The sequence below is a fragment of the Bradyrhizobium sp. UFLA05-89 genome (assembly GCF_059803475.1).
This window is the reverse complement of sequence record NZ_JBANBA010000014.1, coordinates 87,582-114,368: the sequence shown is the minus strand read 5'-3', so window position 1 is coordinate 114,368 and position 26,787 is coordinate 87,582. Positions and strand designations below refer to the sequence as shown.

General features: G+C 64.2%; 24 protein-coding genes. 17 read left to right on the top strand and 7 right to left on the bottom strand.

Translation table 11 applies throughout. The features are described 5' to 3' along the window. The first annotated feature begins 97 nt into the window (after positions 1 to 97). Entirely contained in the window at positions 98 to 1,267 is a 1,170-nt protein-coding gene (gene pobA, locus SO139_RS10520) for a 4-hydroxybenzoate 3-monooxygenase (RefSeq protein WP_449379395.1), read from the top strand. 213 nt (positions 1,268 to 1,480) lie between these two features. After that, positions 1,481 to 1,900 (top strand): PaaI family thioesterase, encoded by a 420-nt coding sequence (locus tag SO139_RS10515; protein ID WP_474799478.1) that lies wholly within the window; start codon positions 1,481 to 1,483, stop codon positions 1,898 to 1,900. A 47-nt stretch (positions 1,901 to 1,947) separates the two neighbouring features. Here the strand turns inward: SO139_RS10515 and SO139_RS10510 are convergent, their stop codons facing one another. Further along, the gene (locus SO139_RS10510; protein ID WP_474799476.1) at positions 1,948 to 2,832 is read right to left on the bottom strand and encodes a LysR family transcriptional regulator; all 885 of its coding nucleotides are present in this window, start codon (positions 2,830 to 2,832) and stop codon (positions 1,948 to 1,950) included. A 118-nt stretch (positions 2,833 to 2,950) separates the two neighbouring features. Here SO139_RS10510 and SO139_RS10505 point away from each other — a divergent pair, with 118 nt between their 5' ends. Further along, entirely contained in the window at positions 2,951 to 3,577 is a 627-nt protein-coding gene (locus SO139_RS10505; protein ID WP_449379392.1) for a pyridoxamine 5'-phosphate oxidase family protein, read from the top strand. A gap of 180 nt (positions 3,578 to 3,757) precedes the next feature. Here SO139_RS10505 and SO139_RS10500 read toward each other — a convergent pair whose 3' ends face one another. From SO139_RS10500 to SO139_RS10490, 3 genes are read right to left on the bottom strand one after another with little or no spacing between them, the layout of a single operon-like run. Continuing rightward, the gene (locus SO139_RS10500; RefSeq protein WP_474799473.1) at positions 3,758 to 4,489 is read right to left on the bottom strand and encodes an ABC transporter ATP-binding protein; all 732 of its coding nucleotides are present in this window, start codon (positions 4,487 to 4,489) and stop codon (positions 3,758 to 3,760) included. Beyond that, complete coding sequence (locus SO139_RS10495; RefSeq protein WP_449379390.1) at positions 4,486 to 6,255, bottom strand: branched-chain amino acid ABC transporter ATP-binding protein/permease; 1,770 nt, start codon at positions 6,253 to 6,255, stop codon at positions 4,486 to 4,488. The genes SO139_RS10500 and SO139_RS10495 overlap by 4 nt, the downstream gene beginning before the upstream one ends. Positions 6,256 to 6,260: 5 nt before the next feature. Then, positions 6,261 to 7,301: a branched-chain amino acid ABC transporter permease gene (locus SO139_RS10490; RefSeq protein WP_449379389.1), complete on the bottom strand. Its 1,041-nt coding sequence runs from the start codon at positions 7,299 to 7,301 to the stop codon at positions 6,261 to 6,263. A 177-nt stretch (positions 7,302 to 7,478) separates the two neighbouring features. Here SO139_RS10490 and SO139_RS10485 point away from each other — a divergent pair, with 177 nt between their 5' ends. Continuing rightward, positions 7,479 to 8,009, top strand: coding sequence for a MarR family winged helix-turn-helix transcriptional regulator (locus SO139_RS10485; protein WP_449379388.1), 531 nt, complete (start codon positions 7,479 to 7,481; stop codon positions 8,007 to 8,009). A 165-nt stretch (positions 8,010 to 8,174) separates the two neighbouring features. Here the strand turns inward: SO139_RS10485 and SO139_RS10480 are convergent, their stop codons facing one another. After that, positions 8,175 to 10,280, bottom strand: coding sequence for an EAL domain-containing protein (locus SO139_RS10480; RefSeq protein ID WP_498540015.1), 2,106 nt, complete (start codon positions 10,278 to 10,280; stop codon positions 8,175 to 8,177). A 250-nt stretch (positions 10,281 to 10,530) separates the two neighbouring features. Between SO139_RS10480 and SO139_RS10475 the strand changes: the two genes are divergently transcribed. From SO139_RS10475 to SO139_RS10445, 7 genes are read left to right on the top strand one after another with little or no spacing between them, the layout of a single operon-like run. After that, entirely contained in the window at positions 10,531 to 10,803 is a 273-nt protein-coding gene (locus SO139_RS10475; protein WP_449379386.1) for a helix-turn-helix domain-containing protein, read from the top strand. 34 nt (positions 10,804 to 10,837) lie between these two features. After that, a complete protein-coding gene (hyfB, locus tag SO139_RS10470; RefSeq protein ID WP_449379385.1) occupies positions 10,838 to 12,838 on the top strand; it encodes a hydrogenase 4 subunit B in 2,001 nt (666 codons plus the stop codon). Next, complete coding sequence (locus SO139_RS10465; protein WP_449379384.1) at positions 12,835 to 13,791, top strand: respiratory chain complex I subunit 1 family protein; 957 nt, start codon at positions 12,835 to 12,837, stop codon at positions 13,789 to 13,791. The genes hyfB and SO139_RS10465 overlap by 4 nt, the downstream gene beginning before the upstream one ends. 3 nt (positions 13,792 to 13,794) lie before the next feature. Beyond that, entirely contained in the window at positions 13,795 to 14,457 is a 663-nt protein-coding gene (locus SO139_RS10460) for a hydrogenase-4 component E (protein WP_027521310.1), read from the top strand. Then, complete coding sequence (locus tag SO139_RS10455) at positions 14,454 to 15,893, top strand: hydrogenase 4 subunit F (RefSeq protein ID WP_449379383.1); 1,440 nt, start codon at positions 14,454 to 14,456, stop codon at positions 15,891 to 15,893. Before SO139_RS10460 ends, SO139_RS10455 begins: the two co-directional genes overlap by 4 nt. A 3-nt stretch (positions 15,894 to 15,896) precedes the next feature. Beyond that, the gene (locus SO139_RS10450) at positions 15,897 to 17,405 is read left to right on the top strand and encodes a hydrogenase large subunit (RefSeq protein ID WP_474799469.1); all 1,509 of its coding nucleotides are present in this window, start codon (positions 15,897 to 15,899) and stop codon (positions 17,403 to 17,405) included. A 3-nt stretch (positions 17,406 to 17,408) separates the two neighbouring features. Further along, positions 17,409 to 17,933: an NADH-quinone oxidoreductase subunit B family protein gene (locus tag SO139_RS10445; protein ID WP_449379381.1), complete on the top strand. Its 525-nt coding sequence runs from the start codon at positions 17,409 to 17,411 to the stop codon at positions 17,931 to 17,933. Positions 17,934 to 18,198: 265 nt separating this feature from the next. Here the strand turns inward: SO139_RS10445 and SO139_RS10440 are convergent, their stop codons facing one another. Next, complete coding sequence (locus SO139_RS10440; RefSeq protein ID WP_449379380.1) at positions 18,199 to 18,504, bottom strand: hypothetical protein; 306 nt, start codon at positions 18,502 to 18,504, stop codon at positions 18,199 to 18,201. A gap of 228 nt (positions 18,505 to 18,732) precedes the next feature. Between SO139_RS10440 and SO139_RS10435 the strand changes: the two genes are divergently transcribed. The 5 genes from SO139_RS10435 to SO139_RS10415 all read left to right on the top strand — a co-directional run bounded on the left by SO139_RS10435 (position 18,733) and on the right by SO139_RS10415 (position 23,927). Then, positions 18,733 to 19,209: a hypothetical protein gene (locus tag SO139_RS10435; RefSeq protein WP_498540014.1), complete on the top strand. Its 477-nt coding sequence runs from the start codon at positions 18,733 to 18,735 to the stop codon at positions 19,207 to 19,209. 222 nt (positions 19,210 to 19,431) lie between these two features. Further along, positions 19,432 to 20,379 carry a TAXI family TRAP transporter solute-binding subunit gene (locus SO139_RS10430; RefSeq protein WP_449379378.1) on the top strand — a complete coding sequence of 316 codons (948 nt, stop codon included), beginning with the start codon at positions 19,432 to 19,434 and terminating at the stop codon, positions 20,377 to 20,379. A 203-nt stretch (positions 20,380 to 20,582) separates the two neighbouring features. After that, complete coding sequence (locus SO139_RS10425) at positions 20,583 to 22,691, top strand: TRAP transporter permease (protein WP_474799466.1); 2,109 nt, start codon at positions 20,583 to 20,585, stop codon at positions 22,689 to 22,691. Then, positions 22,652 to 23,065 (top strand): DUF1850 domain-containing protein, encoded by a 414-nt coding sequence (locus SO139_RS10420; RefSeq protein ID WP_449379376.1) that lies wholly within the window; start codon positions 22,652 to 22,654, stop codon positions 23,063 to 23,065. Before SO139_RS10425 ends, SO139_RS10420 begins: the two co-directional genes overlap by 40 nt. A 55-nt stretch (positions 23,066 to 23,120) precedes the next feature. After that, on the top strand, positions 23,121 to 23,927 hold the full coding sequence (locus tag SO139_RS10415) for an SDR family NAD(P)-dependent oxidoreductase (RefSeq protein ID WP_449379375.1): 807 nt from the start codon (positions 23,121 to 23,123) through the stop codon (positions 23,925 to 23,927). A gap of 192 nt (positions 23,928 to 24,119) precedes the next feature. On the opposite strand, the gene SO139_RS10410 is transcribed toward SO139_RS10415, so the two are convergent. Further along, entirely contained in the window at positions 24,120 to 25,664 is a 1,545-nt protein-coding gene (locus tag SO139_RS10410) for a cation:proton antiporter (RefSeq protein ID WP_449379374.1), read from the bottom strand. Positions 25,665 to 25,810: 146 nt separating this feature from the next. Here SO139_RS10410 and SO139_RS10405 point away from each other — a divergent pair, with 146 nt between their 5' ends. Continuing rightward, the gene (locus SO139_RS10405; RefSeq protein WP_449379442.1) at positions 25,811 to 26,539 is read left to right on the top strand and encodes a hypothetical protein; all 729 of its coding nucleotides are present in this window, start codon (positions 25,811 to 25,813) and stop codon (positions 26,537 to 26,539) included. Positions 26,540 to 26,787: the final 248 nt, after the last annotated feature.

Sequence of the window (26,787 nt, the reverse complement as noted above, 5' to 3'; positions counted from 1 at the left end):
CCCTTTTGCTCAAACGTTATATGATATAATTATCGCGCGCGGGCGATCGCGACAAGCAAGCTCGCGCCGCACCCTACAGGATCGGGAGGAGCAAGTATTGCGGACAAAAGTCGCAATCATCGGTGCCGGGCCGGCGGGACTGCTGCTTGGCCAATTGCTGCACAGTTACGGCATCGACAATGTCATTCTCGAACGGCAGAGCCCGGACTACGTGCTCGGGCGCATCCGCGCCGGCCTTCTCGAAGAGGGAACCGTGGCGCTACTCGATGAGGTCGGCGCGGGAGGGCGCGCGCATGCTGAGGGCCTCTTGCATGAGGGCATCGAGCTTGCATTTTCCGGCCGCCGTCACCGCATCGACATGAAGGCTGCGACCGGCAAGACGGTCATGATCTACGGCCAGACCGAGGTGACGCTCGACCTGATGAACGTGCGGAAGGCGGCGGGGCTGACCTCGGTCTACGAGGCCAAAGACGTGCGGCCGCATGATTTCGACGGCAGTCACCCGCGCGTAACCTACGTGAAGGATGGCATTACGCACGAGATTCTCTGCGACTTCATCGCCGGCTGCGACGGCTTCCATGGTGTCAGCCGCGCCAGCATCAAGCCCTCGGCGATCGAGGAGTTCGAGCGGGTCTATCCGTTCGGCTGGCTCGGCATCCTCTCCGATACGCCACCGGTCAGTCACGAGTTGATCTATTCCAACCACGCCCGCGGTTTTGCGCTCTGCACCATGCGTTCGACCAAACGCAGCCGGCATTATGTTCAGTGCTCGCTCGACGATCACGTCGACCAGTGGCCAGATGATCGCTTCTGGGACGAGTTGAAGCGTCGGATCGACCAGGAGGCGGCCGACAGCCTCGTGACGGGTCCCTCGATCGAGAAGAGCATCGCGCCCTTGCGCAGCTTCGTGGCCGAGCCGATGCGCTTTGGCCGGATGTTCCTGTGCGGCGATGCCGCCCACATCGTGCCGCCGACCGGCGCCAAGGGGCTCAACCTCGCCGCGAGCGACGCGCATTACCTCGCGACCGCTTTGCGTGAATATTACGACGAGAAATCGAGCGCGGGCATTGATGCCTATTCCACGACAGCGCTGGCGCGGGTCTGGAAGGCAGTGCGCTTCTCCTGGTGGATGACCTCCATGCTGCACAAGTTCCCCGACACCGGCACCATCGGCGCTCGCATCCAGCTCGCCGAGCTCGACTACGTTACGCAGTCGCAGGCTGCGATGACGTCGTTGTCGGAGAATTACGTGGGGCTGCCGTTCTGATCTGTAGCTTGTAGGGTGGGCAAAGCGAAGCGTGCCCACCACTTCTGTCGCAAATCGCGGAGAGATGGTGGGCACGGCGCGATGCGCCTTTGCTTACCCTACGGCCCAGCAGTCAATTCAAACGTCCGCGCAAATGTCGTTTAAAACTTTGTAGGTGGTGCATCCGTCACGTCCATCGCGTTCAATGGTGGCAGCTAACGATGCGAGACGCACATGACGACCACCGGGATTCCCGACGGCTTTGAGCCGCATTTCCGCAAAAGCCCGCTCACCGATCCCTGGGAGCCGCTCTATTCCAAGCGCGCCGAGAAGGCCGTGGTCGTCGGATTGCGGCTGGCAAAGCCGCACACCAATGCGCGCGGGCTCATTCACGGCGGCCTGATTGCAGCGCTGGCCGATGCCGCGATGGGCTATAGCTGTGCGCAGGCAACGGGTTGGACGACTTCGTTCGTTACGATCTCGCTCGCCGTTGACTATGTCGGCGCAGCCGAGATCGGGCAGTGGTGTGCGGTCGAGAGTGAGGTGATCAAGACCGGCAGCACGATCTGCTTCGCGCAATGTCTGGTCAAGGCCGACGACATCGTCATCGCGCGGGCCAACGGCACGTTCCGCGTGGTGCCGAAGAAGGAGTGAGCGATCTCGTGTCCCGGACACGGTGCGCTGTATCCGGGATACGAGAGTTATCCAAACCGCCAGTTCGTCGTCTCCACCACGAGATCGATGAAGGCGCGCACCTTGGCGGAGAGCAGCCGCGAGGTCGGGTAGACGATGTGGATCGGCAAGGCCGCCTGCTCGAATTTCGCGAGCACGATTTTCAAGCGCCCGCGCTTCAGGCCATCGGCGGCCTGATACGCCAGCACCCGCGTCACCCCACCACCTTGTTCGGCATATTGCAGCACCGCATCGGCGCTGTTGCTGATGAAGCGCGGGCTCGGCGTGACCTCCATATCGCGGCCATCGCGCGAGAAGAGCCAGTTGGTGGCGGGGCCGAACTGGATGGTTCGGTGCTGAAGCAGTGCCTCCGGCGACTTCGGTTCGCCATGGCGCTTGAGGTAGTTGGGCGAGGCAACCACGATCCGTCGCATCTCGCCGACCTGCCGCGCGACCAGCGAGGAATCGGCGAGGTGGCCAATGCGTACCGCGAGGTCGACCGCGTCCTCGATGAGGTTGATCATATGGTCGGAGAGCCGCAATTCGCCGGTGACATCCGGATAGCGCTTCAGGTACGCCGACATCACGGGCCCGACATGCAGCCGGCCGAACCCCACCGGCGCGGAGACCACGAGCCGCCCGCTCGGCCGGTTTCGCTCTGCGCGCGCCGAGCCATCCGCCTCCTCGACATCGGCGAGGATCCGTCGCGCGCGCTCCAGATAGCGCGTGCCGACGTCGGTGAGCGTCACGGAGCGCGTGGTCCGCTGCAACAGCCGCGCGCCGAGATGCTCCTCCAGCGAAGCGATCAGGCGGGTCACCGCCGACGGCGACAGCCGCAGCTTGCGCGCCGCCGGCGCAAAGCCGCGCATCTCGGCGACGGTGACGAAGACGTGCATGGCCTCGAGCCGGTCCATCGCTATTATTGCATATATCGCAATGATGAAGTGTCAAGCAGGTCGATTGTTTTGGACCGAAAGGGGGCCACTTTTCGGTGTGAGAACGCTAACGCGTCAGTTTCCTGGAGATGCTCCGATGCCGTCCGCCCGCACCTACGCCAGCGACGTCGCCTTCACCCCAGCAGTCAAATTGATTCAGACGCGAAAAGGGTCGCGCGAGGCGTATTCCCACGCCGAGCAGCGCGGTTGGCGCACCGAGGTCGACGAAAACCTCGCGGCGTTCCTGGGCGATGCCAACAGTTTCTATCTCGCCACGGCCTCGGCCGACGGCCAGCCCTATATTCAGCACCGTGGCGGCCCGACGGGTTTTTTGAAGGTGCTGGACAAGCAGACGCTTGCCTTCGCCGACTACGCTGGCAATCGACAGTATCTCACGCAAGGAAATCTCTCCGAAAATCCAAAAGCCTATATTTTCGTGATGGACTACGCCCATCGCCGCAGGGTGAAGATATGGGGCGAAGCGCGCGTGGTGGAGGACGATCCCGCGCTGACGCAGTCGCTGATGCCAAGAGGCTACAAAGCGCGCCCCGAGCAGGTCATCGTGTTCAAGATCGCCGCCTGGGACACCAACTGCCCGCAGCACATCCCGCAGAAATTCGACGCGGCGGATGTCGCCGCAGCACTCGCCGCGCGTGATGCAAGGATTGCGGAGCTCGAAGCGGAGGTGGCGGCGTTGAAGGGAGAGAAGGCGGCAGGCCTTTAAGAGCGAATCTCGTCGCATTCTTCGCTGTCATGCCCCGCGAAGGCGGGAGATCCAGTACGCCGTTTCGGTTCAAGTACAGCCGCCACTGAGATACCGGATCGTCCGCTCCAGTGCGCAATTGCGCACAAGGCGGACGATGACAGCGGTGCGGATGATGCGCTCGTGGGCGTCATCGCAAGACTACAGCGCGCTCGCGCCTTCGTGCTGGAAGCCGAGATAGCTCGCCGCGACGCGCTCATTGGCGGCGACGTCGCTGGCCTTGCCGGAAAGCACGAACTCGCCGAGCTCCATCACGTAAGCCTTGTCCGCGATCTTCAGCGCGGCCTGTGCGTTCTGCTCGACCAGCAGCACCGAGACGCCGCTGGCACGCAGCTCGGTGACGATGCGGAAGATGTCGGCAACGATGATTGGCGCCAAGCCCAGGCTCGGCTCGTCCAGCATCAGCAGTTTTGGCTCTCCCATCAACGCGCGGCCCATTGCGAGCATCTGCTGCTCGCCGCCGGACAGCGTGCCAGCGAGTTGCTTGCGCCGCTCCTTCAGTCGCGGGAACAGCGCGTAGACGCGCTCGATCGAGCTTTTCGCCCTGCTCTTCTCGATACGGAAGGCCCCTAACTCCAGATTGTCCTCGACATTCATGGTCACGAACAATTCGCGGTGCTCCGGTACGAGCCCCAAACCCATCGCGACGCGGTCCTCGATGTCGAGCCGTGCGAGGTCCTGCCCGGCAAAGGTAACCCGGCCCTTCAGCGGCAGGATACCCATGACAGCGGAGAGCAGCGTGGTCTTGCCGGCGCCGTTGGCGCCGACGATGGTGACAATCTCGTTTTGACCGACCTCGAGCGAAACCGAGCGCACGGCCTCGACCTTGCCATAGGCGACATGCGCGTCGGCGACTGACAACAGCGCGTTCATGCCGCCACTCCGAGATAGGCCTTGATCACTTCGGGATTGGTCTTGATCGTGGCGGGCGTGCCTTCGGCGATCTTGGTGCCGAAATCGAGCACCACGATGCGGTCGGCGAGATTCATCACAAAGCCCATGTCGTGCTCGACCAGGAGGACGCTCATGCCGCCGTCGCGCAGGTCGCGCAGCAGCCTTGCGAGCTGCTGCTTCTCCATGTGGCGCAGGCCAGCCGCCGGCTCGTCGAGCAGCAGCAGCATCGGATCGACGCACAGAGCGCGTGCGATCTCGACGATGCGCTGCTGTCCGAGCGAGAGTGAGCCTGCGAGCTGATGCATCTGCTCGCCCAAGCCGACGCGCTCGATCTGGCGCGCGGCTTCCGCCAGCAGCCGCGCCTCGTCAGTACGGTCGAGCCGCAGCATCGAGGCAATCGGGCCGGAATGGCCGCGCAGATGCGCGCCGATCGCGACGTTCTCCAGCACGGTCATATCGGGCACCAGCTTCACGTGCTGGAAGGTTCGGGAAATTCCGAGCTTGACGATCTCCTGCGGCGGCGCCTTGTCGACCTTCTTGCCGAGCACCGAGATCGAGCCTGATGTTGCCGACAGCACGCCGGTGATCAAGTTGAACGTCGTACTCTTTCCTGCGCCGTTCGGACCGATCAGCGCAACGATCTCGCGGGCCTGGACATCGAAGGAGACATTGTTCACGGCGATCACGCCGCCGAACTGCTTTCGCGCCTTTTCCACCTGCAGCAGCACGCTTGCCTCGCCGGGCGCGCGGACGCGCGCCGGCAGGGTCAGCGAGGTATCCGGCTTCCTACCGCCAGCCCTCTGCGGCATGAACGACATCAGCCACGGCCAGACGCCGCCGGGCGCGAGCTGCAAGAGCGCCACCAGCATGATGCCGAACACGATGGTCTCGACCTGGCCAGAGCCCGGCAGGATGAGCGGCAGATAGCTCTGCAGCACTTCCTTCAGGACGACGACGATCGCCGCGCCAAGCACGCCGCCCCAGACATAGCCGGCGCCGCCGACGACCGCGATGAAGAGATACTCGATGCCGGCCTGCGCGCCGAACGGCGTCGGATTCACCGCGCGCTGGAGATGCGCATAGAGCCAGCCGGAGAGACCTGCGAGCACCGCGGCATGGATGAACACCAGCAGCTTTGCGCGCGGCGTCTGCACGCCAAAGGCTTCGGCAGCGACATGCCCGCGCCTGAGCGCACGGATGGCGCGGCCGGTGCGGGAGTCCAGCAGGTTCATCGTGAGCAGCGCCGAGACGATCACCGCAACCCAGATCGCGTAGTAGATCGAGCCGGGTGAGAGCATTTTGAACGTGCCGATCGACAGCGGGGGAATCGCGGAGATGCCGTCGTTGCGTCCCAGAAATTCGAGCTTGCTGAAGAGATAGAACAGCCCGAGCCCCCAGGCGAGCGTGCCGAGCGGCAAATAGTGGCCCGACAGGCGGACCGTGATCAGCCCGAGCAGCACCGCGAGCAGGCCGCTGACCAGCAGCGAGAGCGGCAAGGTCAGCCAGGGCGACAGGCCATACGCCGTCGACAGCACTGCCGTGGTATAGGCGCCGAAGCCGACGAAGGCCGCCTGTCCGAACGAGGTGAGACCGCCGACGCCAGTGAGCAGGACGAGGCCCATCGCGACCAGCGCGGCGAGGCCGATATTGTCCAGCAGCACGATCCAGAACGGCGGCATGCCGGGAATGAATGGGATCGCCGCCATGACAAGGGCGAAGACGAGAATGGGAAGCCGGTCGTTCATCGTGCTCAGTCCTTCTCTTCCTCGACCGCGGGGGCTGCGAGCGAGCGCAGCAGCAGCACCGGAATCAGGAGCATGAAGACGATGACCTCCTTGTAGTTGCTGGCGTAGAAGGACGAGAACGCCTCGACGATGCCGACAAAGAGCGCCGCGATTGCCGTCAGGGGATAGCTGACGAGGCCGCCGATGATCGCGGCGACGAAGCCTTTCAGGCCGATCAGGAAGCCGCTGTCGTAGTAGAGAGTTGTAATTGGGACGATCAGTATGCCCGATAGCGCGCCGATCACGGATGCCAGAAGGAAGGCGATCTGCCCCGACAGCGAGGTGCGGATGCCGGCCAGCCGCGCACCCAAACGGTTGACGGCGGTCGCGCGCAGCGCCTTGCCGTAGCGCGTGAAGCCGAAGAACAGCCAGAGGCCGACGATGAAGGCGATGGTGATGCCGTAGACCGTGATGCTCTGGCCGGTGAAGCGCAGCGTGCCGAGCGTAAAGGCCGTCGACAGCACCGCCGGGCCGCGCTGGCCCTCGGCGCCGAAGAACAGAAGACCCAGGCCCTGCAGCGCGAGATGGACGCCGACGGAGGCGATCAGCAGCACGAGCACGGAGGTGTGCGCCAGCGGCTGGAACACGATGCGATAGAGCGACACGCCGATCAGCGCGACGATCACGAGCGACAGCGCCATCGAGATCGCGACCGGAGGCTTCTGGCCGGCGAAGTAGAGGGTTGCCGCCAGCACGATTCCCGGCAGCGCGATGTTGGTGAGAAAGGTGCGGAGGATCAGCCGCCCGTGCAGTGCTTTGCGCGCCGCGAACAGGTCGAACACGAAGGCGACGAGGCCCATCGCGAGCGCAAGCTTGGCCGTGCCAGGCATCTGCCCAGAGGCGAGCGAGGCATAGGTCAGCGCGCCATAGGTGACGAATTCGCCTTGCGGGATCAGGATCACGCGGGTGACCGCGAATACCAGCACCAGCGCTAGTCCGAGCAGCGCGTAGATCGCGCCGTTGGTGATGCCGTCCTGGATAAGGAACAGCAGGATGGTGGTATTCAAGACCGGACGCTCCCCCTTATTAAGATCCGGGCCGATCCCGCTTTCGCGGTGAATCGTCCCTCACAGCCATTGAAAATCGCTGACGATATTTGGTATGGTCAATAACAATTATCGATTATAACTTCAAGGGCCGGGGAACACCGGATCCAAATCTAACGGGATTGCGAGCAACAGGCGATGACCGTTTCCAAGGCGGCGGAAAAATCGGCGGAAGCAACCGCTAAGGGAGCGGAGGCGGCCAGGGCGCGCAAGGACGCGCTTGATGATGCCGGCGGGGCCCTTCAGCTTGGCGAACTCTCCGAACAGCTCGGCTACGTGCTCAAACGCGCCCAGCTCAAGGTATTCGAGAACTTCCTGCGCTGCATGGCCTCGCTCCAGCTCACGCCGGCGCAGTTCTCCGTGCTACTTTTGGTCGAGAAGAATCCAGGCCGCAATCAAACCGAGATCGCCTCCACGCTCGGCATTCTGCGCCCGAATTTCGTGGCCATGTTGGATAATCTCGAGAGCCGCGATCTTTGCGCGCGGATCCGCTCCACCAACGACCGCCGCTCGCACATCCTGGTCTTGACCGACAAGGGCAAGGCCGTGCTGTCCCGCGCCAAAAAGCTCGTCGCCACCAAGCACGAGGCGCGGCTGAACGAGTTGTTGGGCGGGGCCAACCGCGAGTCCCTGATCGCGATGCTGTCCAAGATCGCCAACGAGTTTTGAGGCTTCACGTCATTCCGACGCGCGAGTGATCTCACGCCGCGATGACTTCTCCCTGAACTTACTGAGGCTTCGTTCTCCCCACTTGGCCCCCAGCGCTTCCTCCCCGCAAGGGGGGAGGGAACGCAGCAGTGCGTGCGGAGAGAGAGACGATGCGGCTGGAGGCGATTACGCCGCAGCGAACCGGTCGGGCAAGGTGGGCGCTTCCGGGGACAGGAAGCGGCGCTCGATTTCCGCTGCGGGCAGGGGGCGACTGAACAAATAGCCCTGCATCTCAGTGCATCCTTCGGCAGCGATCCGGTCGAGCTGCTCGCGCGTTTCGACGCCTTCCGCCGTCGCCGTCATTCCCAACCCGCTTGCGAGCGCAGCAATCGCCCGCACGATGTTGAGTGATCCGGCATCGGTGGCGATGTCGCGCACGAACGAGCGGTCGATCTTGATCTTGTCGAACGGGAAACATTGCAGATAAGTCAGCGACGAATAGCCGGTGCCGAAATCGTCCATCGCGATCCGGGTTCCGAGCTCGCGCAGCCGGTGCAGCGTGGCGAGCGTCCCCTCCTTGTCCTGCAAGAGGACGCTCTCGGTAATCTCGATTTCGAGTCGACTGGCTTCCAACCCCGCGGCCGCAAGCGCGCCGACGATCACCTCGGCAAGGCCGGCGTAGCGGAATTGTACGGCCGATATGTTGACGGCGACGTGGAGGTGCTTTGGCCATCGGCTGGCCGTCATGCAGGCCTGCCGGATCACCCACTCGCCGATCGGCACGATCAGGCCGATCTCCTCGGCAAGCGGGATGAAGCTGCCCGGAGGGATCAGTCCGCGCTGCGGATGCTGCCAGCGGATCAGCGCCTCGAAGCCGCTGATCGCACCGCTGTGACTCCTTACCAGCGGCTGATAGTGAAGCTCGAATTCGCCACTAGCGAGCGCCTTGCGCAGATCGACCTCCAATGCGCGGCGGCTCTGCACCTGCTCGTCCATCGCCGGCTCGAAAAAGCGGTACATTCCCCGGCCGTCGCTCTTGGCCCGGTAGAGAGCAAGGTCGGCGTTACGCAGCAATTGCTCGGGTGTTGCTCCATCGGCCGGCGCAATGGCGATGCCGATGCTTGCCCCAGCGATCGTCTGCTGTGCGTCGATCTCGAACGGCGCGCTCATCTGGCCGATAATGCGCTGCGCCAGCGTGCCTGCTTCGCTTGCCTCGCTGATCGGGGTCTGCAGGACGACGAATTCGTCGCCGCCCATCCGGGCTATCGTGTCGCCCGGGCGAACGAGGCGCCGTAGACGCTCGCTCACGCCCTTGAGCAGGGCATCGCCGGCATGATGGCCCAGCGTGTCGTTCACCGACTTGAACTTGTCGAGGTCGATGTGATGCAGGGCAAAGATCTGTTGCGATGCGAACGCCTGCTCGAGCCGCTGGTTGAGCAGGGCGCGATTGGCGAGATCAGTCAGCGCGTCGTGATGCGCCATATGCGCGATCTTCAGCTCGGTCTGCCGTTGCTCGGTGATGTCTTCGTGGGTCGCCACCCAGCCGAGGTCCGGCATCGGGCGATGGCGGATCTTGAAGGTGCGCCCGTTTCGCATCTCGACGATGCTGTCGACGGGCTCGGCTGAAACGACGACGCCGGTGCGCCATTTCATGTACTCGGTGCGCGACATCGCGGGCACGCTGCCGGCCTCAAAGCGCATGTCGACGATGTCTGACAGGGGCGTGCCGGGACGGACACGCTCGGGCGGCAGTCCGTACATGTCGATGAAGTCCTTGTTGCACACGATCAGCCGGTGATCGGCATCGAAGAAGCACAGACCGTGCGACATGTTGTTGATCGCGATGTCGAACTGCATGTTGCGCTGTTGCAGTCGCGCGCTGAGCTCCTCGCGCTCGGTGATGTCCTCGTGGGTCGCCATGCCGCCGCCGTCCGGTAGAGGGTGGACGGTATAGGCGATGATCCGCCCGTCCGCGAATTCCTGCACCGCTCGTTCCCTGACGATCGTGCGCTCCGTGCGGGCGCGAACATAGTCATCGGCCTTTCCACGGACCTTCAATCCGAGCTTGAGTCGATGCTGGATCAGGTTGCTGACCGGCGTGCCCGGCCGCACCTCGTCCGGCCCAAGGCCGTACATGTCCATGTAGCGCTGGTTGCAGTAGATGACCTCGCGGCTCCGGTTGAACAGGATGATGCCGAGCCAAAGATTGTTGACGGCCTGCTCGAGCAGTCCGTCCAAGGCGAGCGAGCTGAGCCCGCCGGCGTCGGCGACCTGACTGTCGCGATCCTCCATGTGTCTTCGCCCCCTTCAAGTGCGGAAAGCATTAGAGCAGAGGCCGGTGAATGGTCTCCACGATCTGCCGTCCGCGCAGGCAGCTTCCTGAAGTTGCAGCGAATTTCACGTTAAGGGGTCGCGACGAGATTGCAGCTGACGGCGATTCACATCCTGATTTTCAATGCAGCAATATTGATGCTTGATACATCATTTTAGATGCTGTACGCTTGCCTTATCAATCATGGCACCTGCAATGGAGCCGCTTCCAATGATTACCGCCGCGCAGCTCCGGGCCGCTCGAGCCCTGCTCGGGATCGACCAACGCGAGCTGGCGCAGCGCTGCTCGCTGTCGCTGCCGACGATCCAGCGCATGGAGGCCTCCGAGGGCGTCATTCGCGGCAACGTCGATTCCCTGATGAAACTGGTCGAGGCGCTCGCGGTCGCGGGCATCGAGTTGATCGGCGAGGGCGCGCCCTCAACCGGAAGCGGCCGCGGCGTGCGGCTGAAATCCCATCAGAGCGCGGGTGAGGACAACAAATGACGACACGCGCACAACTCGCAACCCGGGAGCTCTGATGATCTCGGTGGCGCTATGGTCGGTGGCACTGCTACTGGCGCTGGCGCCGGTCGGGATCGCGCTGTCGACGCGTCCGCGCGGTTCGATCGTGCTCTATGGCGGCTGCCTCGTCGTCACTGCGACGCTCTGCATCGTCGCGCTCGTGTACTTGCTCGATCCCGCCCATCCGGCGTTGGGCACGACGCTGCCGATAGGCCTGCCCTGGCTGGGGGCTCACTTCCGTCTGGATGCACTGTCGGCTTTCCTCCTGGTCGTGATCAATCTTGGTGGCGCAGCCGCGAGCCTGTTCGCGCTCGGCTATGGCGCGCATGAAGAATCTCCCGGCCGCGTGCTGCCGTTCTATCCGGCCTATCTCGCCGGCATGAACACGGTCGTGCTCGCCAACGATGCCTTCAGCTTCCTGGTGGCGTGGGAGTTCATGTCGCTGACCTCCTGGGCGCTGGTGGTGGCGCATCATCGTGACACGGACAACGTCCGCGCCGGCTATGTCTATCTCCTGATGGCGAGCTTCGGCACGCTGGCGCTGCTGCTCGCCTTCGGCCTGCTCGCCAGTGGTGCAGGTTACGATTTCGATGCAATCCGCGCCTCGCATCCCCCGGCCGCGCTCGCCGGCACGGTGGTGATCCTCGTCCTGCTCGGCGCCGGCTCCAAGGCGGGCCTCGTACCGCTGCACGCCTGGCTGCCACTCGCCCATCCCGCCGCACCCAGCCACGTCTCGGCCCTCATGAGCGGCGTGATGACCAAGGTCGCCGTCTACGGTTTTGTCCGCATCGTCTTCGACCTGCTGCCGGAGCCGGAATGGTGGTGGAGCATGGTGGTGCTGCTGGTCGGCGGCCCTACCGCGACGCTGGGTGTGCTCTATGCGCTGATGCAGCGCGACATCAAGCGCGTGCTGGCCTATTCGACCATCGAGAACATCGGCATCATCTTCACCGGCCTCGGTCTTGCGCTTGCCTTCAAGGCGCAGGGGGTCGACTGGGTGGCGGCACTCGCCTTCACCGCGGCGATGCTGCACGTCTTCAACCACGCGCTGTTCAAGAGTCTTCTGTTCTTCGGTGCCGGCGCGGTGCTGGAAGCGACCGGCGCGCGCGACATGGAGAAGCTCGGCGGGCTGATCCATCGCATGCCGAAGACGGCATTCGCGGTGCTGGTCGGCTGCGTCGCGATCTCGGCGCTGCCGCCGTTCAACGGTTTCGTCTCAGAATGGCTGACGTTTCAGGCGATACTGCTGTCGCCGCAACTACCGTCCTGGGGCCTTAAGCTCGCCATCCCCGCGGTCGGCGGCCTGCTGGCGCTGGCCGCCGCCTTCGCCGCCGCCTGCTTCGTCAAGCTCTATGGTATCGGCTTCCTCGGCCGTCCCCGCTCGGACGTCGCAGCGGTTGCGCATGAGACCGATCGCTTCTCGCTGGCCGCGATGTTCGCGCTCGCGGCGCTCTGCCTCATTGCGGGCATTCTGCCGGGCCTGTTCATCGATGCGCTGGCGCCGGTGAGCAAGGCCATGGTCGGCAATGTCATGCCGCATCAGACCGGGCTGGAATGGCTCACGATCGTGCCGATCGCGGAAAGCCGCAGCTCCTATAATGGACTTCTGGTGTTCCTGTTTGCCGCGCTCAGCGGCACCGCGGCGGCGACAGCCATTCATCGTCTCGCCTCCGACCGGCTGCGCCGCGCCCCTGCCTGGGATTGCGGCTATCCCGACCCCAACCCCGCGATCCAGTATTCGGCCTCGAGCTTCTCGCAGCCGATCCGCCGCGTGTTCGGCAGTGTCATCTTCGCCGCGCGCGAGATCGGCGAGATGCCACCGCCGTCCTCGCCCGCGCCAGCGCGGCTCACCGTCGAGCTGCATGACCTGATCTGGGAGGCGCTCTACGCGCCGATCGCAAAGGGCATTGGCTTCGCCACCGAGCACATCAACGTCCTCCAGTTCCTCACCATCCGCCGCTATCTGACCCTGGTCTTCGTGGCGCTGATCGTGCTGCTCCTGGTGGTGGCCCTATGACCGCGCTGCGCGACATCATCTCGCAAGGAGTGCAGATGCTGCTGGTGCTCCTGCTCGCTCCGCTGCTGACCGGCTTCGTGCGCAAGGTGAAGGCGCGGCTGCTCCGCCGGCGCGGGCCTCCGCTGCTTCAGCCCTATCGCGACCTCGTGCGCCTGATGCGCAAGGATGTCGTGCTCGCGGACAACGCCTCCTGGCTGTTCCGCGTCATTCCCTATCTGATGTTCGCCGGCACCTGGGTAGCGGCCTCGCTGGTGCCAACCTTCGGGAACGGCCTGTTGTTCTCCTGGAGCGCCGACCTCATCGCCATCATTGCGCTGCTCGGCAGCGCCCGTTTCTTCCAGGCCCTTGCCGGCATGGATGTCGGCACCGCCTTCGGCGGAATCGGCTCCAGCCGCGAGGTGATGATCGCAACCCTGGCCGAGCCCGCCATCCTGATGACGGTGTTCGCAGTCGCGATGATCGCCGGCTCGACCCAGCTCTCCACGGTCGCCGAATATATGGGATCGAGCCTGGTGGGCCTGCGCGTCTCGCTGGGGATGGCACTGGTCGCGCTCACCATCGTGGCGCTCGCCGAAAATGCCCGCATCCCCGTCGACAATCCCGCCACCCATCTCGAACTCACCATGGTGCACGAGGCGATGGTGCTGGAATATTCCGGACGGCATCTCGCGCTGGTCGACCTGTCGTCGCAGCTCAAGCTTCTGCTCTACGTCTCCCTGATCGCCTGCGTGTTTCTGCCTTGGGGCGCCGCGACCGCGGACGCCGGCATCGGAGCGCTCGGCGTCGGCGCGCTGCTCTATTTCGGCAAGCTTGGACTATGCGGCTTCCTGCTTGCGCTGTTCGAGACGTCGATCGCCAAGATGCGCGTTTTCCGTATCCCTGAATTCCTGGGCGCGGCGCTGATGCTGGCGCTGCTCGCGACCCTGCTGCGCTTCGTGTCGGGGAGCCTGTAAGACATGAGCAGCCTGCAATTCGACATCGCCCACCTGCTCGCCGGCTCGCTTGTGCTGGCGAGCTTCATGCTGCTTTACCAGGACCGGCTCTACGCGCTGCTCAACGTCTATGCGCTGCACGCCGGCGTGCTGGCGCTGTCGGTGGCCTGGCAGGCCTACGTGCAGGCCGCGCCGCATCTCTATGTCACCGCGCTGATCGCTCTCGTCTTCAAGGCCATCATCATTCCGGTGGCGCTGCACCGGATCATCCGGCGGCTCGGCATTCACCGCGAGATCGAGAACGTGATCGGGATCGGGCTCACCATGATGGCCGGCATCGGCCTCGTGGCGCTATCGATGGTGGTGATGCTGCGGGTCACGCCGGGCGCGGATGCGCTGGCGCGGGAGGATCTCGCCTTCGCCTTGTCGGTGGTGCTGCTCGGGCTCCTGATCATGGTGACGCGGCGCAATGCCGTGAGCCAGGTGGTCGGTTTCATGTCGCTGGAGAACGGCCTCGTGCTGGCGGCGACCGGCGCCAAGGGCATGCCACTCGTCGTCGAGATCAGCGTCGCCTTCTCGGTGCTGATCGCCTTCATCGTGATCGGCATCTTCCTGTTCCGTATCCGCGAGCGCTTTGACAGCGTCGATGTGCAGGCACTCGACCGGTTCAGGGGAGAGCGGCGATGACGGTCGACGCGCTTGGTGTCATCCTGCTGATCCCGGCCGTCTCGGCGGCGCTGCTCGCGATCCTGCCCGGCTACTTCTTGACGGCAAAGCTCAACGTCGTTGCAGCGCTTGCGACTTTCCTAACCTCGCTGTCGCTATTCGTGATCGAACCGACGTCAGGCCAATATCTGCTGCTCGACGACCTCAACAAGGTCTTCATCGTGCTGACGACCTTCGTCGGCTTCACGACATCCGTGTTCAGCGCGAGTTACATACACCACGAGATCGAGACCGGACGGTTGACACCAGCCTTCCTGCGCTTCTACCACGCGATGTACCAGACGCTGATGTTCGCGATGAACCTCGCACTCGTCGCCAACAATATCGGCCTGATATGGGTTGCAGTCGAGGTCGCAACGTTGACGACCGTGCTGATGGTCGGCATCTACCGCACCCATGAGGCGCTGGAAGCCGCCTGGAAATATTTCATCCTCGGCAGCGTCGGAATTGCGCTGGCGCTGTTCGGTACAATCCTGGTCTACATGGCGGCGCGCCCGGCGGTGGGGGAGGGGCTCGACGGCATGGTGTGGACTGTGCTGGTGCAGCACGCCGCCGCATTCGACCCGGCGCTGCTGAATGTCGCCTTCGTCTTCCTGCTGCTCGGCTACGGGACCAAGGTTGGCCTCGCGCCGCTGCATGCCTGGCTGCCCGACGCGCATGCCGAAGGCCCGACGCCGATCTCCGCGGTCCTCTCGGGCCTCCTGCTCAACGTCGCGCTCTACGCGCTCCTGCGCTTCAAGATGATGCTCGCGGTCAATTCCGCGGCGATTGCACCGGGACCGCTGATGGTGACGATGGGCCTGATCTCGGTGATCTTCGCGGCGCTGATGCTGTATCGCCGCCGTGACATCAAGCGCATGTTTGCCTATTCCTCGATCGAGCACATGGGCATCATCGTCTTTGCCTTTGGTATGGGCGGGCCGCTCGCGAATTTCGCCGGCCTTCTGCACATGACCATGCACTCGCTGACCAAATCCGCGATCTTCTTCGCGGTTGGCCATATCGCGCAGGTTAAGGGTACGCAGAAGATCGCCGACATCGGCGGCCTTACGGTGACCAACCCCGTGCTCGGCTGGGGCCTGATGCTCGGCGTCATCGCCATCGTCGGCCTGCCGCCGCTCGGCATCTTCATGAGCGAGTTCCTGGTCATCAGTTCGACCTTTTCTCGCGCGCCATGGGTGACCGCGATCCTGGTGCTCGGCATCATCATCGCGCTCGGCGGGCTGTTGCTGCGGGTCGGCGTCGTGATGTTCGGCGAGCCCAGGGGCAAGACTGCTCCGGCGGACGCCTCCTATGTGCCGATGTTCACGCATCTGGCGCTGGTCGCTATGGCCGGCATCTATCTGCCGCCGGTCCTGGTGACCGGCTTTACGAACGTCGCAAAGCTGCTGGGATAGGCGATGGGCATCCTCGACAGCATCCCCCATGTTCACGCAGTGCCATCGCATCGGCCCTGGCCGCGTGTCGTCGTGGTGGAAGCCGGCTGGCGGGCCGCAATCGACCAACTGGCCGCAGGCCGCCTGACGCTGCTCGGCTTCTGGGGGGAGCCGACCGCTGTCCACATGGCGCTGCTCGATGAAGCCGTCGCCGAGCTCGCGGTCGTCAGTTACGGATGTGCAGCCGGCGCATTCCCGAGCGTCGCTCGCCATCATCCGCCCGCGCTGCGGCTGGAGCGTGCCATCCACGACTTGTTCGGACTGACGCCAATCGGCGCGGACGATATGCGGCCATGGCTCGATCACCACGTCTGGGGAGAATCGTTCCCACTTGGAAGCCGCAACGCGCCGCGCGAGGCGGTCCCGTATCAGTTTCTGCCGGCCGAAGGCGAGGCGCTGCATCAGGTTGCGGTCGGCCCCGTTCATGCCGGCATCATCGAACCGGGCCATTTCCGCTTCACCGCCAACGGCGAGCACGTGGTGCGGCTCGAGCAATGGCTCGGCTACACCCACAAGGGCGTCGAATCCCTGATGCAGGGCGCAAGCCTCGAGGCCGCGGCAAAACTCGCCAATCGCACGTCGGGGGACAGCGCGGTCGCCTACGCCTTCGCCTTTGCGCGCGCCGCGGAGACGGCGCTCGACATCGAAGCGCCGTCGCGCGCGACGCATTTGCGGGCGCTGATGGCGGAGCTGGAGCGGCTCGCCAATCATTTCGGCGATATCGGCGCGATCTGCAACGACGCCTCCTTTGCGCTGATGCATGCCCAGACCGGCATTTTGCGTGAGCGCTGCCTGCGTGCCGCGAATGTCGCGTTCGGCCATCGCCTGATGATGGACATCATCGTGCCCGGCGGCGTGACGCGTGATATCGCGCCGGACGGCGTTGCGGCACTGCGCACGCTGCTTGCCGAAGTCACCAAGGTGTTTCCGCGTCTGATCGAGCTCTATGACAATACGGCGTCGCTTCAGGACCGCACCGTCACCACGGGCATGGTGAAAACGGAGTATGCGCGGCAGTTCGGCGCCGGCGGCTATGTCGGCCGCGCCTCGGGGCGTGATTTCGATGCGCGGCGCATGCTTGCTTACGCCCCCTACGATCGGTTGTCGTTCGAAGTGCCGATGCTCGAGGCGGGCGACGTCAATGCGCGGGTCTGGATCCGCATCCGCGAGGTCGAGCAGAGCGTCGCACTGATTGCGCAGATCCTGGACCTGCTGGCGCCGGGCGAGATCAGGAGCGCGCTGCCGGCCGGGCACGGTGAATGCGAAGGCCTGGCTGTGACGGAAGCGTTTCGCGGCGACGTGCTGGTTTGGTTGAGGCTGGATACCGAGCTGCGCGTGCAGCGTTGCCACCTGCGCGATGCCTCCTGGTTCCAATGGCCGCTGCTGGAGACCGCGATCGAGGGCAACATCATCGCCGACTTCCCGCTCTGCAACAAGTCGTTCAACTGTTCCTATTCGGGCGTGGATCTCTAAGCCATGCGCAAGACTCTGCTCGAAAGCCTCACGCATGGATCGCTGACCGAGCCCGCGCCTGCGCCCGACGAGGCCGCGCTTGCGGAACTTGCGGCGAAGGTCGATCGCGCGGCGCAGGCCAAGCTCGGTCGCTCGCTCGCGATCCGCCAGGTCGATGCCGGCTCCTGCAATGGCTGTGAGCTCGAGATCCACGCGCTCTCCAACGCCTTCTATGACATCGAACGCTTCGGCCTGCGCTTCGTCGCCTCACCGCGCCATGCCGACGTGCTGCTGGTCACGGGTCCGGTGACGAAGAACATGAGGCAGGCGCTGGAGCGCACCTACAACGCCACGCCCGATCCGAAGTGGGTGGTCGCGGCGGGCGGCTGCGCCGCTGATGGTGGCATTTTCAAAGGCAGCTACGCCTGCGTCGGCGGCGTCTCCGACGTCGTGCCGGTGGACTTGCACGTCAAGGGCTGCCCGCCCTCGCCAACGGAATTGCTGAAGGGCTTACTCGCGCTGCTGGAACATGTCGGCGGCAAGAGGTGAGCTGCCCCGCACATTCCGTCATTACGAGCGTAGCGAAGCCATCCAGCAATGTCGCCGCGGAGAGACTCTGGATTGTTTCGCTGCGCTCGCAATGACGAGATTGTTGGAGCTGCGCCCCCTCATTTCTCTCAGTCATCGCCCGCGGAAGGCGGGCGATGCAGTATCCCAGGGCCGGTGAGGGTACACAGAAGCCGCGGCGTACTGGATGCCCCGCTTTCGCTTTCGTGGGTGATGACACCGAATATATGGCGTCGCCTCGCCGCTCCTATTGATCCGGGCCGAACTTGAATCGCCCGTCGCCCTCGAGGTACGGACCGGTGCGCATGTAGAGCTGGCCGTTCTGGCCGATGAAGAACAGCGTGCCCCGCGGCACTTTCTTGGCGCCCTTCAGGAGGTCGCCGGCATTGCTGGTGCCCATCTTGTAGGAGAAGGTCTTGCCTTCCTTGTCATAGGCATAACCCATGTCGGGCTTTAGCTCCCACGGCGTCGCGGCGGTCTGCGCGACGGCTGGCGCGGCGAGCGCCCCAAGCATCGCCGCGGCCATCAAGGCCTTCCTTGGAAATCCAGTCATCCTCATCCTCCCCATAACCACTTGGCTGCCGTTCCGAACAAATCACGAACGGTCTTTGCCGGTCAAGACGCGCCTCGATCGCAACGCACCACGTCCCGTCCAACGGGTCGTCGTGCCCAATCACATCCTGACTAGCAGTTTGTGATTTTCCCTTCGTCCCCTCGCGACTATGTTCCGCTTTCCGTCTAGAACGCAATTCGACAAAGAGATTGGGTAGGGATGATTCGAATGAACCATGTCATAAAAATTTGCCTGTCCGCCGCGTTGCTGGTGATGCTGGCGCCCGTCGCCCATGCCGATGACTACCAGCTCAGCCACAACCAGCGGATTTCCTGTAGCCGCGGCCTTGCCCCGGGAAAGCTGAACACCGCGACCTGCAAGTCCTACACCTATCTCTTCAACACCAAGACCTCGGAATATTTCCGTTGTCAGGTCTCGCTGGCGCTGACCCGCGACAACAAGGAAGTCATCAACGTGCAGACCGACGGCGGCTGCACCAAGAAGCCGCGCATCTTCGAGACCGACGGCCGCTACGATTTCGATGCGACCGAGACCGAGCCGCCGAATACCAACTCGTTCTTCGGGCCTGGCGGCTATTCGATATGGGCGGCCGACGTCACCGCGCAAAAGGTCCGCGGCTGCATCACCATCTCCTCCGGCCTCGGCTCCGACATCTCCAAGTGCTTGGATATGACGTTCCAGTAAGGCTCGCTAGAAAGGCTTGCCAGTGAGGATGGGGCACGCTCGAGCGCTGCGTTCGAGCGTGTCCCCCCAGGCGCTCACTGCGCCATGTCGCCGCACCCTCCTGGCCTCCGTTAAATTTCCGTCGAAATGGCTGTCTCGCGCAGCCCTGTTTTGCCTTTTGGATGGGTTGACCCGCTCCCCTCATCCGGCCAATTTCGCCGCCGGTTTGGGGAGATTGAAATCATGAAATTGAAGTTGATCGGCGCGGCCTCGGCTCTTGCTCTGGCGGCGTCGGTGTCGTGTGCGCAGGCGCAATCGTTCATCAACGTGCTGACCGGCGGCACCTCCGGCGTCTATTACCCGCTCGGGGTCGCGATCGGAAAAATCTACGGCGACAAGATTCCGAACGTGAAGACACAGGTGCAGGCCACCAAGGCGTCGGTCGAGAATCTCATCCTTTTGCAGCAGGGCCGCGGTGAACTGGCGTTCACGCTCGGCGACTCCCTGAAGGCGGCCTGGGACGGCGAGGAGGAGGCGGGCTTCAAGACCAAGCTCGACAAGCTCCGTACCATCGGCGCGATCTATCCGAACTACATCCAGATCGTCGCGACAGCCGAGAGCGGCATCAAGACCCTCGCCGACCTCAAGGGCAAGAGCCTCTCGGTCGGCGCGCCAAAATCCGGCACCGAGCTCAACTCGCGCGCAATCCTGGCTGCGGCCGGCATGAGTTACAAGGATCTCGGCAAGGTGGAGTATCTCCCCTTCGCCGAGTCCGTCGACCTCATGAAGAACCGCCAGCTCAACGCGACGCTGCAATCGGCGGGCCTCGGCGTCGCCTCGCTGAAGGATCTCTCGACCTCGAGCCCGATCACCGTGGTTGCCGTGCCGAAGGAGACCGTCGACAAGATCGGACCGCCCTTTATCTCGGCCGTCATCCCCGCGAACACCTATACCGGGCAGGACAAGGACGTGCCCACGGCGGCGGTGGTGAATTATCTTGTCACCAGCTCGGCGGTCTCGGATGATCTCGCCTATCAGATGACCAAGCTGATCTACGAGTCGCTGCCGGAGCTTGCCAATGCGCATGTCGCGGGCAGGGAGATCAAGCTCGAGACGGCCGCCACCGGGAGCCCGGTTCCGCTGCACCCCGGCGCGATCCGCTATTACAAGGAAAAGGGGCTGATCAAGTAACACTCTCTCCGTTGTCATTCCGGGATGGCGCCCAAGCGCCAGGCCCGGAATCTCGAGATTCCGGGCTCGATGCTGCGCATCGCCCCGGAATGACGGCACGAGAGGCGAAAGCTTGGATGTGCGGGTCGAGCCCGCGTACGACGCATTTGGGACGCAGCGCGAATGCTGTAAGAACGCCCCCATCAGGGCGCGGGGAAACGGGCATGTTGCAGGCTGAGAGCGTACAAGCGCCCATCAAGGTTGAATTCGACAATTTCGAGCATGGCTTTCCGGAAGGATTTGGTCCGGGCTGGTGGGGGCATCTCGCCTACTGGATCGGCATCGCGTTTGCAGCGTTCCAGCTCTACGTCGCCGCCTTCAACTATTTGCCGAGCCAGGTGGTGCGCGGCGTTCATGTCGGCTTCCTCCTGCTGCTCACCTTCGGCCTGATCGGCAACTTCACCGCGAAGAGCGATATGGGGCGCGCCATCGGCTGGCTGATCGGCGGCGCCGGGTTTTTGTGCGGCCTCTATCAATGGATCTTTTATGCCGATCTGATCGCACGCGACGGCGATCCGACGCGGGGCGATCTCGCCGTCGGCACGCTGCTCGCGATCCTCGTCTTTGAGGGCACGCGGCGCCTGATGGGCGCGGCGCTGCCGCTGATGTGCGGCGCGTGTCTCGTCTACTGGTTCTTCGGCCAGTATCTGCCGTCGCCGCTCAACCATCGCGGTTATGACTTCGACCAGATCGTCACGCATCTGTCCTTCGGCACGGAAGGCTTCTACGGCGTGCCGATCTACGTTTCGGCGACCTACATCTTCCTGTTCATCCTGTTCGGTTCGTTCCTCGAGCGCGCCGGCATGATCCAGCTCTTCACCGACGTCTCGCTCGGCCTGTTCGGCCGCACCCGCGGAGGCCCCGCCAAGGTCGCGGTGTTCGCCTCGGGGATGATGGGCACGATCTCCGGCTCGGGCGTCGCCAATGTCGTGACCGTCGGCCAGTTCACGATTCCCCTGATGATCAAGTTTGGTTATCGCCGCGCCTTTGCTGCAGGCGTTGAAGCTACCGCATCGATGGGCGGGCAGATCATGCCACCGGTGATGGGCGCGGTCGCCTTCATCATGGCGGAGACGCTGGGCGTTCAATACTCCGAAATCGTCAAAGCGGCGGCGATCCCGGCGGTGCTCTATTTTGCTTCCGCGTTCTGGATGGTGCATCTGGAAGCCGGCAAGCACGGGCTCACCGGCATGAAGCGCGCGGAGATCCCGAGCGCCTGGAAGGCGCTGGTGACGCGCTGGTACCTCGTGCTGCCGCTCGCAGCCCTCGTCTACATGCTGTTCGAAGGTTTTACGCCGCTCTATGCCGGCAGCATGGGCCTCGCACTGACGGTGACGCTGATCCTGGGGGCCAGCATCACGGCGGGGGCATCTGCTATAGTGATCCGCTACATCTTCTGGATCGGGCTTGCCCTCGTCGTCGCCGCGCTGTCGCGCGACGGCCTCCAGATCGTGCCGGTTTCATGTGTCGTCCTCGCGCTGATCGTGATCACCGCCTTCGTCCGCGGCGGGCTTGCCGCCTTGCGCGCCTGCCGCGATGCGCTGGCCGAAAGCGCGAAATCCGCCATCACCGTCGGCATGGCCTGCGCCATCGTCGGTGTCATCATCGGCATGATGTCGCAGACCGGCGTCGGCACCATTTTTGGCGGCTGGGTGATCGGGTTAGGGGAGAGGAGCCTGTTTCTGGCGCTGATCATGACCATGCTGCTGTCGATCCTGCTCGGTACCGGCATTCCCACGATCCCGACCTACATCATCACCGCCGCGCTCGCCGCTCCTGCGCTGGCAAAGCTAGGGGTGCCCCTGATCGCGAGCCACATGTTCGCGTTCTACTACGGCATCATGGCTGATCTCTCGCCGCCGGTGGCGCTCGCCGCGCTCGCGGCGGCGCCGATCGCGAAGGAAAACCCTGACAAGATCGGCTGGGAGGCGATGCGCATCGCGCTCGCCGGCTACGTCATCCCCTTCATCTTCGTCTATTCGCCGGCCTTGATGCTGCAGGCGGGCGATCCCATGGCCGCAAAGCTCGGCTTCTACGGCGCGGTGGCGCTCGCGACCTTCAAGGCGCTGGTGGCGATCGCGCTGTTCGGGATGGTGGCGATCGGTTTCTTGTTCACGCGCCTGACGCTGATCGAGCGTGCGCTCGCGCTCGGCGCCGCGCTCTGCTTGCTTGGCGACTTCGCGCTCAGCGATACCATCGGCTTCGTGCTGACGGCAGCCCTCGTGCTCTGGCAGTGGCGGCAGCGCCCACCGGCAACGGTCGAGGCGGTGTGAGCCTCTGCCTGCTATCCGCGGGAAGCGTGAAGGCGCTGGCGCTCACGGGCTTCACGCTCGTGTGGACGCATTCGATCGAGAAGGTCGACTGGCAGGAAGACTGGCGCATCACGCCCGCCGGCCTCGAGCTCGTGCAGGCGCGCGTCAAAGGCTCCGGCGCCGGCATGGAGCCGCCGCCCGAGGCAAGGCTCATTGACGGCTGGTTTCAGTGGCAGCCGAAGCGTTCGCCGATGCAAGAGGTCGTGCTCGGCAATTCCGGCGTGGCCGGAGAATGGCGGTTGTGCAGCGAGGGACAATGCCGGACGTTGTCGGAGATTTTCGGTCATCCGATTGGTGCTAATGTCACCATGATGAAGGTCTGTAACGATCCGTAGCCCGGATTCACGGCGCTCCATCCGGGCTTCAATCACAACAACAAGGAGAAACGCGATGGATCGGCTCAAGGGCAAGGTTGCGATGGTGGTCGGCGCCGGCTCGATCGGACCGGGCTGGGGCAACGGCAAGGCGACCGCCGTGACCTTTGCGCGCGAGGGTGCCTCGGTATTTTGCGTCGACCGCAACGGCACTGCCGCCGAGGAGACTGCGAAGATCATTACGAGCGAGGGCGGCAAGGCGGCCGCCTTCACCGCCGATGTTGCGCGCGCGAGCGATATCGAGCTGATGGTTGCGGCGTGCCTGAAGGCTTATGGCCGCATCGACGTGCTCGACAACAATGTCGGCATCGCCGAGATGGGCAGCGTGGTCGAGGTGACCGAGGAGAGCTGGGACCGGGTCTTCACCGTCAACCTCAAGAGCGCTTATCTCGCCATGAAGCAGGTGATCCCCGTGATGACAAAGCAGGGCGGTGGCTCGATCATCAATATCTCCTCGATCGCCTCGATCCGCCACATGGGCCTGTCCTACGTCAGCTACGGCACCTCGAAGGCCGCGATGAACATGATGACGCGGACCACCGCCGTCGAGTTCGCGCGCCACCACGTCCGTGTCAACGCGATCCTGCCCGGCCTGATGAAGACACCGATGGTCGAGCATTCCGCCGGGTTCGCCGCCAGCTACGCCAAGGGCGATGTGGAGGCGATGTGGCGTGCCCGCGACGCCCAGGTGCCGATGGGCCACATGGGCGACGCTTGGGACGTCGCGAATGCCGCGCTGTTTTTGGCCTCCGACGAGTCGAAATACGTGACGGGCATCGAGCTCGTCGTCGACGGCGGCATTACCTGCAAGTCGGGGGCGTAGGCGCCAGCCACGCCCTTCGCTGTCGTCTCGGGGCGCCTAGCGCGAGCCCGGGACCCGTAACCACAGGGAGAAGTTTGGCGAAGACTCGTCGTTCGGTACTTCTATCAATCACAATCGATAGATTGCGCGGTTTGGGTCCCCGATCTGCGCTCGCGCTTGTCCGGGACGACGACTGAATTTGTGTCGCGCATATCATCCTCCCGCGCTCAGCTCCGCCCGATCCAGCTCCTCCTCGAGCCGGTGAAACGCGTCGTCGCCAATCACCTCGGTGGCCCGCAGGTCGAAGATGGTCTTGCGGGCCGCGTCGATGGCGCGGCGGCGCAGGGGATCGGCGGGCAATTCGCCGCTGGCGACGCCGCCATTGGGATCGTTCTCGGCCTGCATCAGCAGCGCGCGATATTCCAGCCGCAGGATCTCCGCCTCTTCCGACGGATCGGCGTCGATCTCGGCGAGCGCCGCCTGATAGGCGATCGCGCGTCCGCGGGCGACCTCGCCCGAGACGGGATCATCGTCCTTGAGGTCGAACGCCAGGATCAGTGGCCGCAGGGTCAGGCCTTGAATCACCAGCGATCCCAGCACGACGGCGAAGGCGATGAACAGGATGAAGTCGCGATAGGGGAAGCCTTCCGGCAGCGCAAAGGCGGTGGCGAGCGTTACCAGGCCCCGCATGCCGCACCAGGACACGATGATGCCGCCCTTGGGCGAGGTCACCGCATTCGGGTCCTTCGGGCAATAGATGCCGTATGCGACGAGTATGCGCAGGATCGTGCGGTAGGTCATCACCCAGGCGAGCCGCACCAGGATCACCGTGAGCAGGATCCACGCCGCCGCCACGCAATACTCCCAGCGCACGTCCTCTGCGAGACGCGACCAAATCGGCTGCACCTGCAATCCGATCAGGATGAAGGCGAGCACGTTGAGCACGAACACGGTGGTCTCCCACACCGCGTAGGATGGCACCCGCAGCCGCGCCGGCATGCGCGCCGGCGCCATGCGCGCGACAGTCATGGCGTAGACGACGATGGTCAGGATACCGGAGAGGCCGAGGTGCTCGGCGCCGATCCAGATCATGAAGGTCGTCGCGAACTGCACGATGATCGCACTCGGCGCTTCGGTGATCCGCGTGATGAACAGCGGCATGATGCGCGCCGCGAGATAGCCGGCGACGATGCTGCCGCCGAGCGCGAGCGCGATCGTCGGTGCGATCTCGCTCCATTTCAGATGCTCCATCACCACCGCGCCGACCGCGATGCGATAGATCAATAGCGCGCTCGCATCATTCAGCAGGCTTTCGCCCTCGAGGACCTTGACCATGCGATAGGGCAGTCGGACCTGGCGCAGGATGGCGACCGCAGCGGCCGCATCGGGCGGCGCGACGATCGCACCGAGCGCGACCGCAGCGGCCCAGGGCATATCGGGGACCAGCCGATGCGCCACCAGCGCGACACCGGCCGTCGTCAAGCCGACCGCGGCGACCACGAGCGTCGCCACCGGAACCCAATTGTTGCGGAGATCGCGAAGCGAAGTGTCATAGGCGGCATCCAGCAGTACCGGTGCGACAAAAAGCGCCAAAGCGAGATCGGGTTGGAGCGTCCAGGATGGGCTCGCGGGCACGAAGGCGAGCAGCGCGCCACCGATGGCGAGAAAGGTCGGGTAGGGGACCTTGATCCGCCGCGCCAGCGCCGATAAGGCAACGGCGCCGAGCAGAAGTGCGATGATCCATTCGAAGGTCGACACGAGATATCCTTAAAAGCGGTCGGCGGCACGATGCGAGAGGCTAGCACCAATCCGGCTATATAGTGGAGATCGCCTCCACGACACGAGAACTTCCTACTGCAACGATGATGCGCCGATCCATTCTGATTCTGAACCTCTGCACCGCCATGATCCTGTGCGTGCTGCCGGCCCATCTAGGCTGGGGAGCGACCGGCGGCGAGCCGGCTGCAGCCGGGCAAGCCGACATCGCGCCGTGCCTCGCTGCAACCGCGGCGGATGATGTCGAGAAGGCGACATCCGTCTGCGCTGATGTGATCGACAACGAGAAGACCGCCAAGCCCGATCTGGTCAAGGCGCTGGTCGTGCGCGGCGCGCTGCTGGCGCGGCACGACCAGATCGATCGCGCCATCGCAGACTACAGCCGCGCGCTTCTGCTCGATCCCTCGCTCGCCGACATCTTCAACGCGCGCGGTGAGCTCTGGCTGAAGAAGGGCGACCGGCCCAGAGCGGTGCAGGATTTTGGCGCGGCCCTGCGGATCAATCCCAATCATGAGAAGGCCAGGGCCAACCACAAGGCGATGGCGCAGGAGCTCGAGCGCCTGGGCGCGCAGATGGCGGTCGCCGGCAAGCCCAGCTTCAACTGCGCGCGCGCTCGCCGCGCCGTGGAGAAGGCGATCTGCGGAAGTCCGGAGCTTGCCGATCTCGACCGCGAGATATTTGCCGCCAACGCACGCGTCATGCGCGAAGCCCGGGGGCCGAGCGAAGCCAAAACTCTCCAGCGCGAGCAGGACGATTTCATCGCCCGCCGCAACGCTGAATTCGGCCGGGCGGGGTATGATTTGAAGAAGACGATGAAAGATCGCTTGCAGCGGCTGAACGGCGCGGATGGGTACTGAACTGCATCGGCGCGGGACGCGCGCTCTCTCGCGCGCGTGCGGGAGAGGCTTGGGGCGAGGGTGTCTCAACAGAGAAGCTCCCTGAGAGGAGAGAGCCTCCACCCGGCGCTTCGCCGTAGCCGGGGCTTCGCCTCAGCGTCTATTCGAAGGCGGCCTGTGCCTCTCCGGAAGCGGGAGAGGTGCAGTGAGTTCGCGGCGGCAGCTTGAACCTGCCGCCGCTTGGTGGCGACAACGGGGAAAGCCGTCGT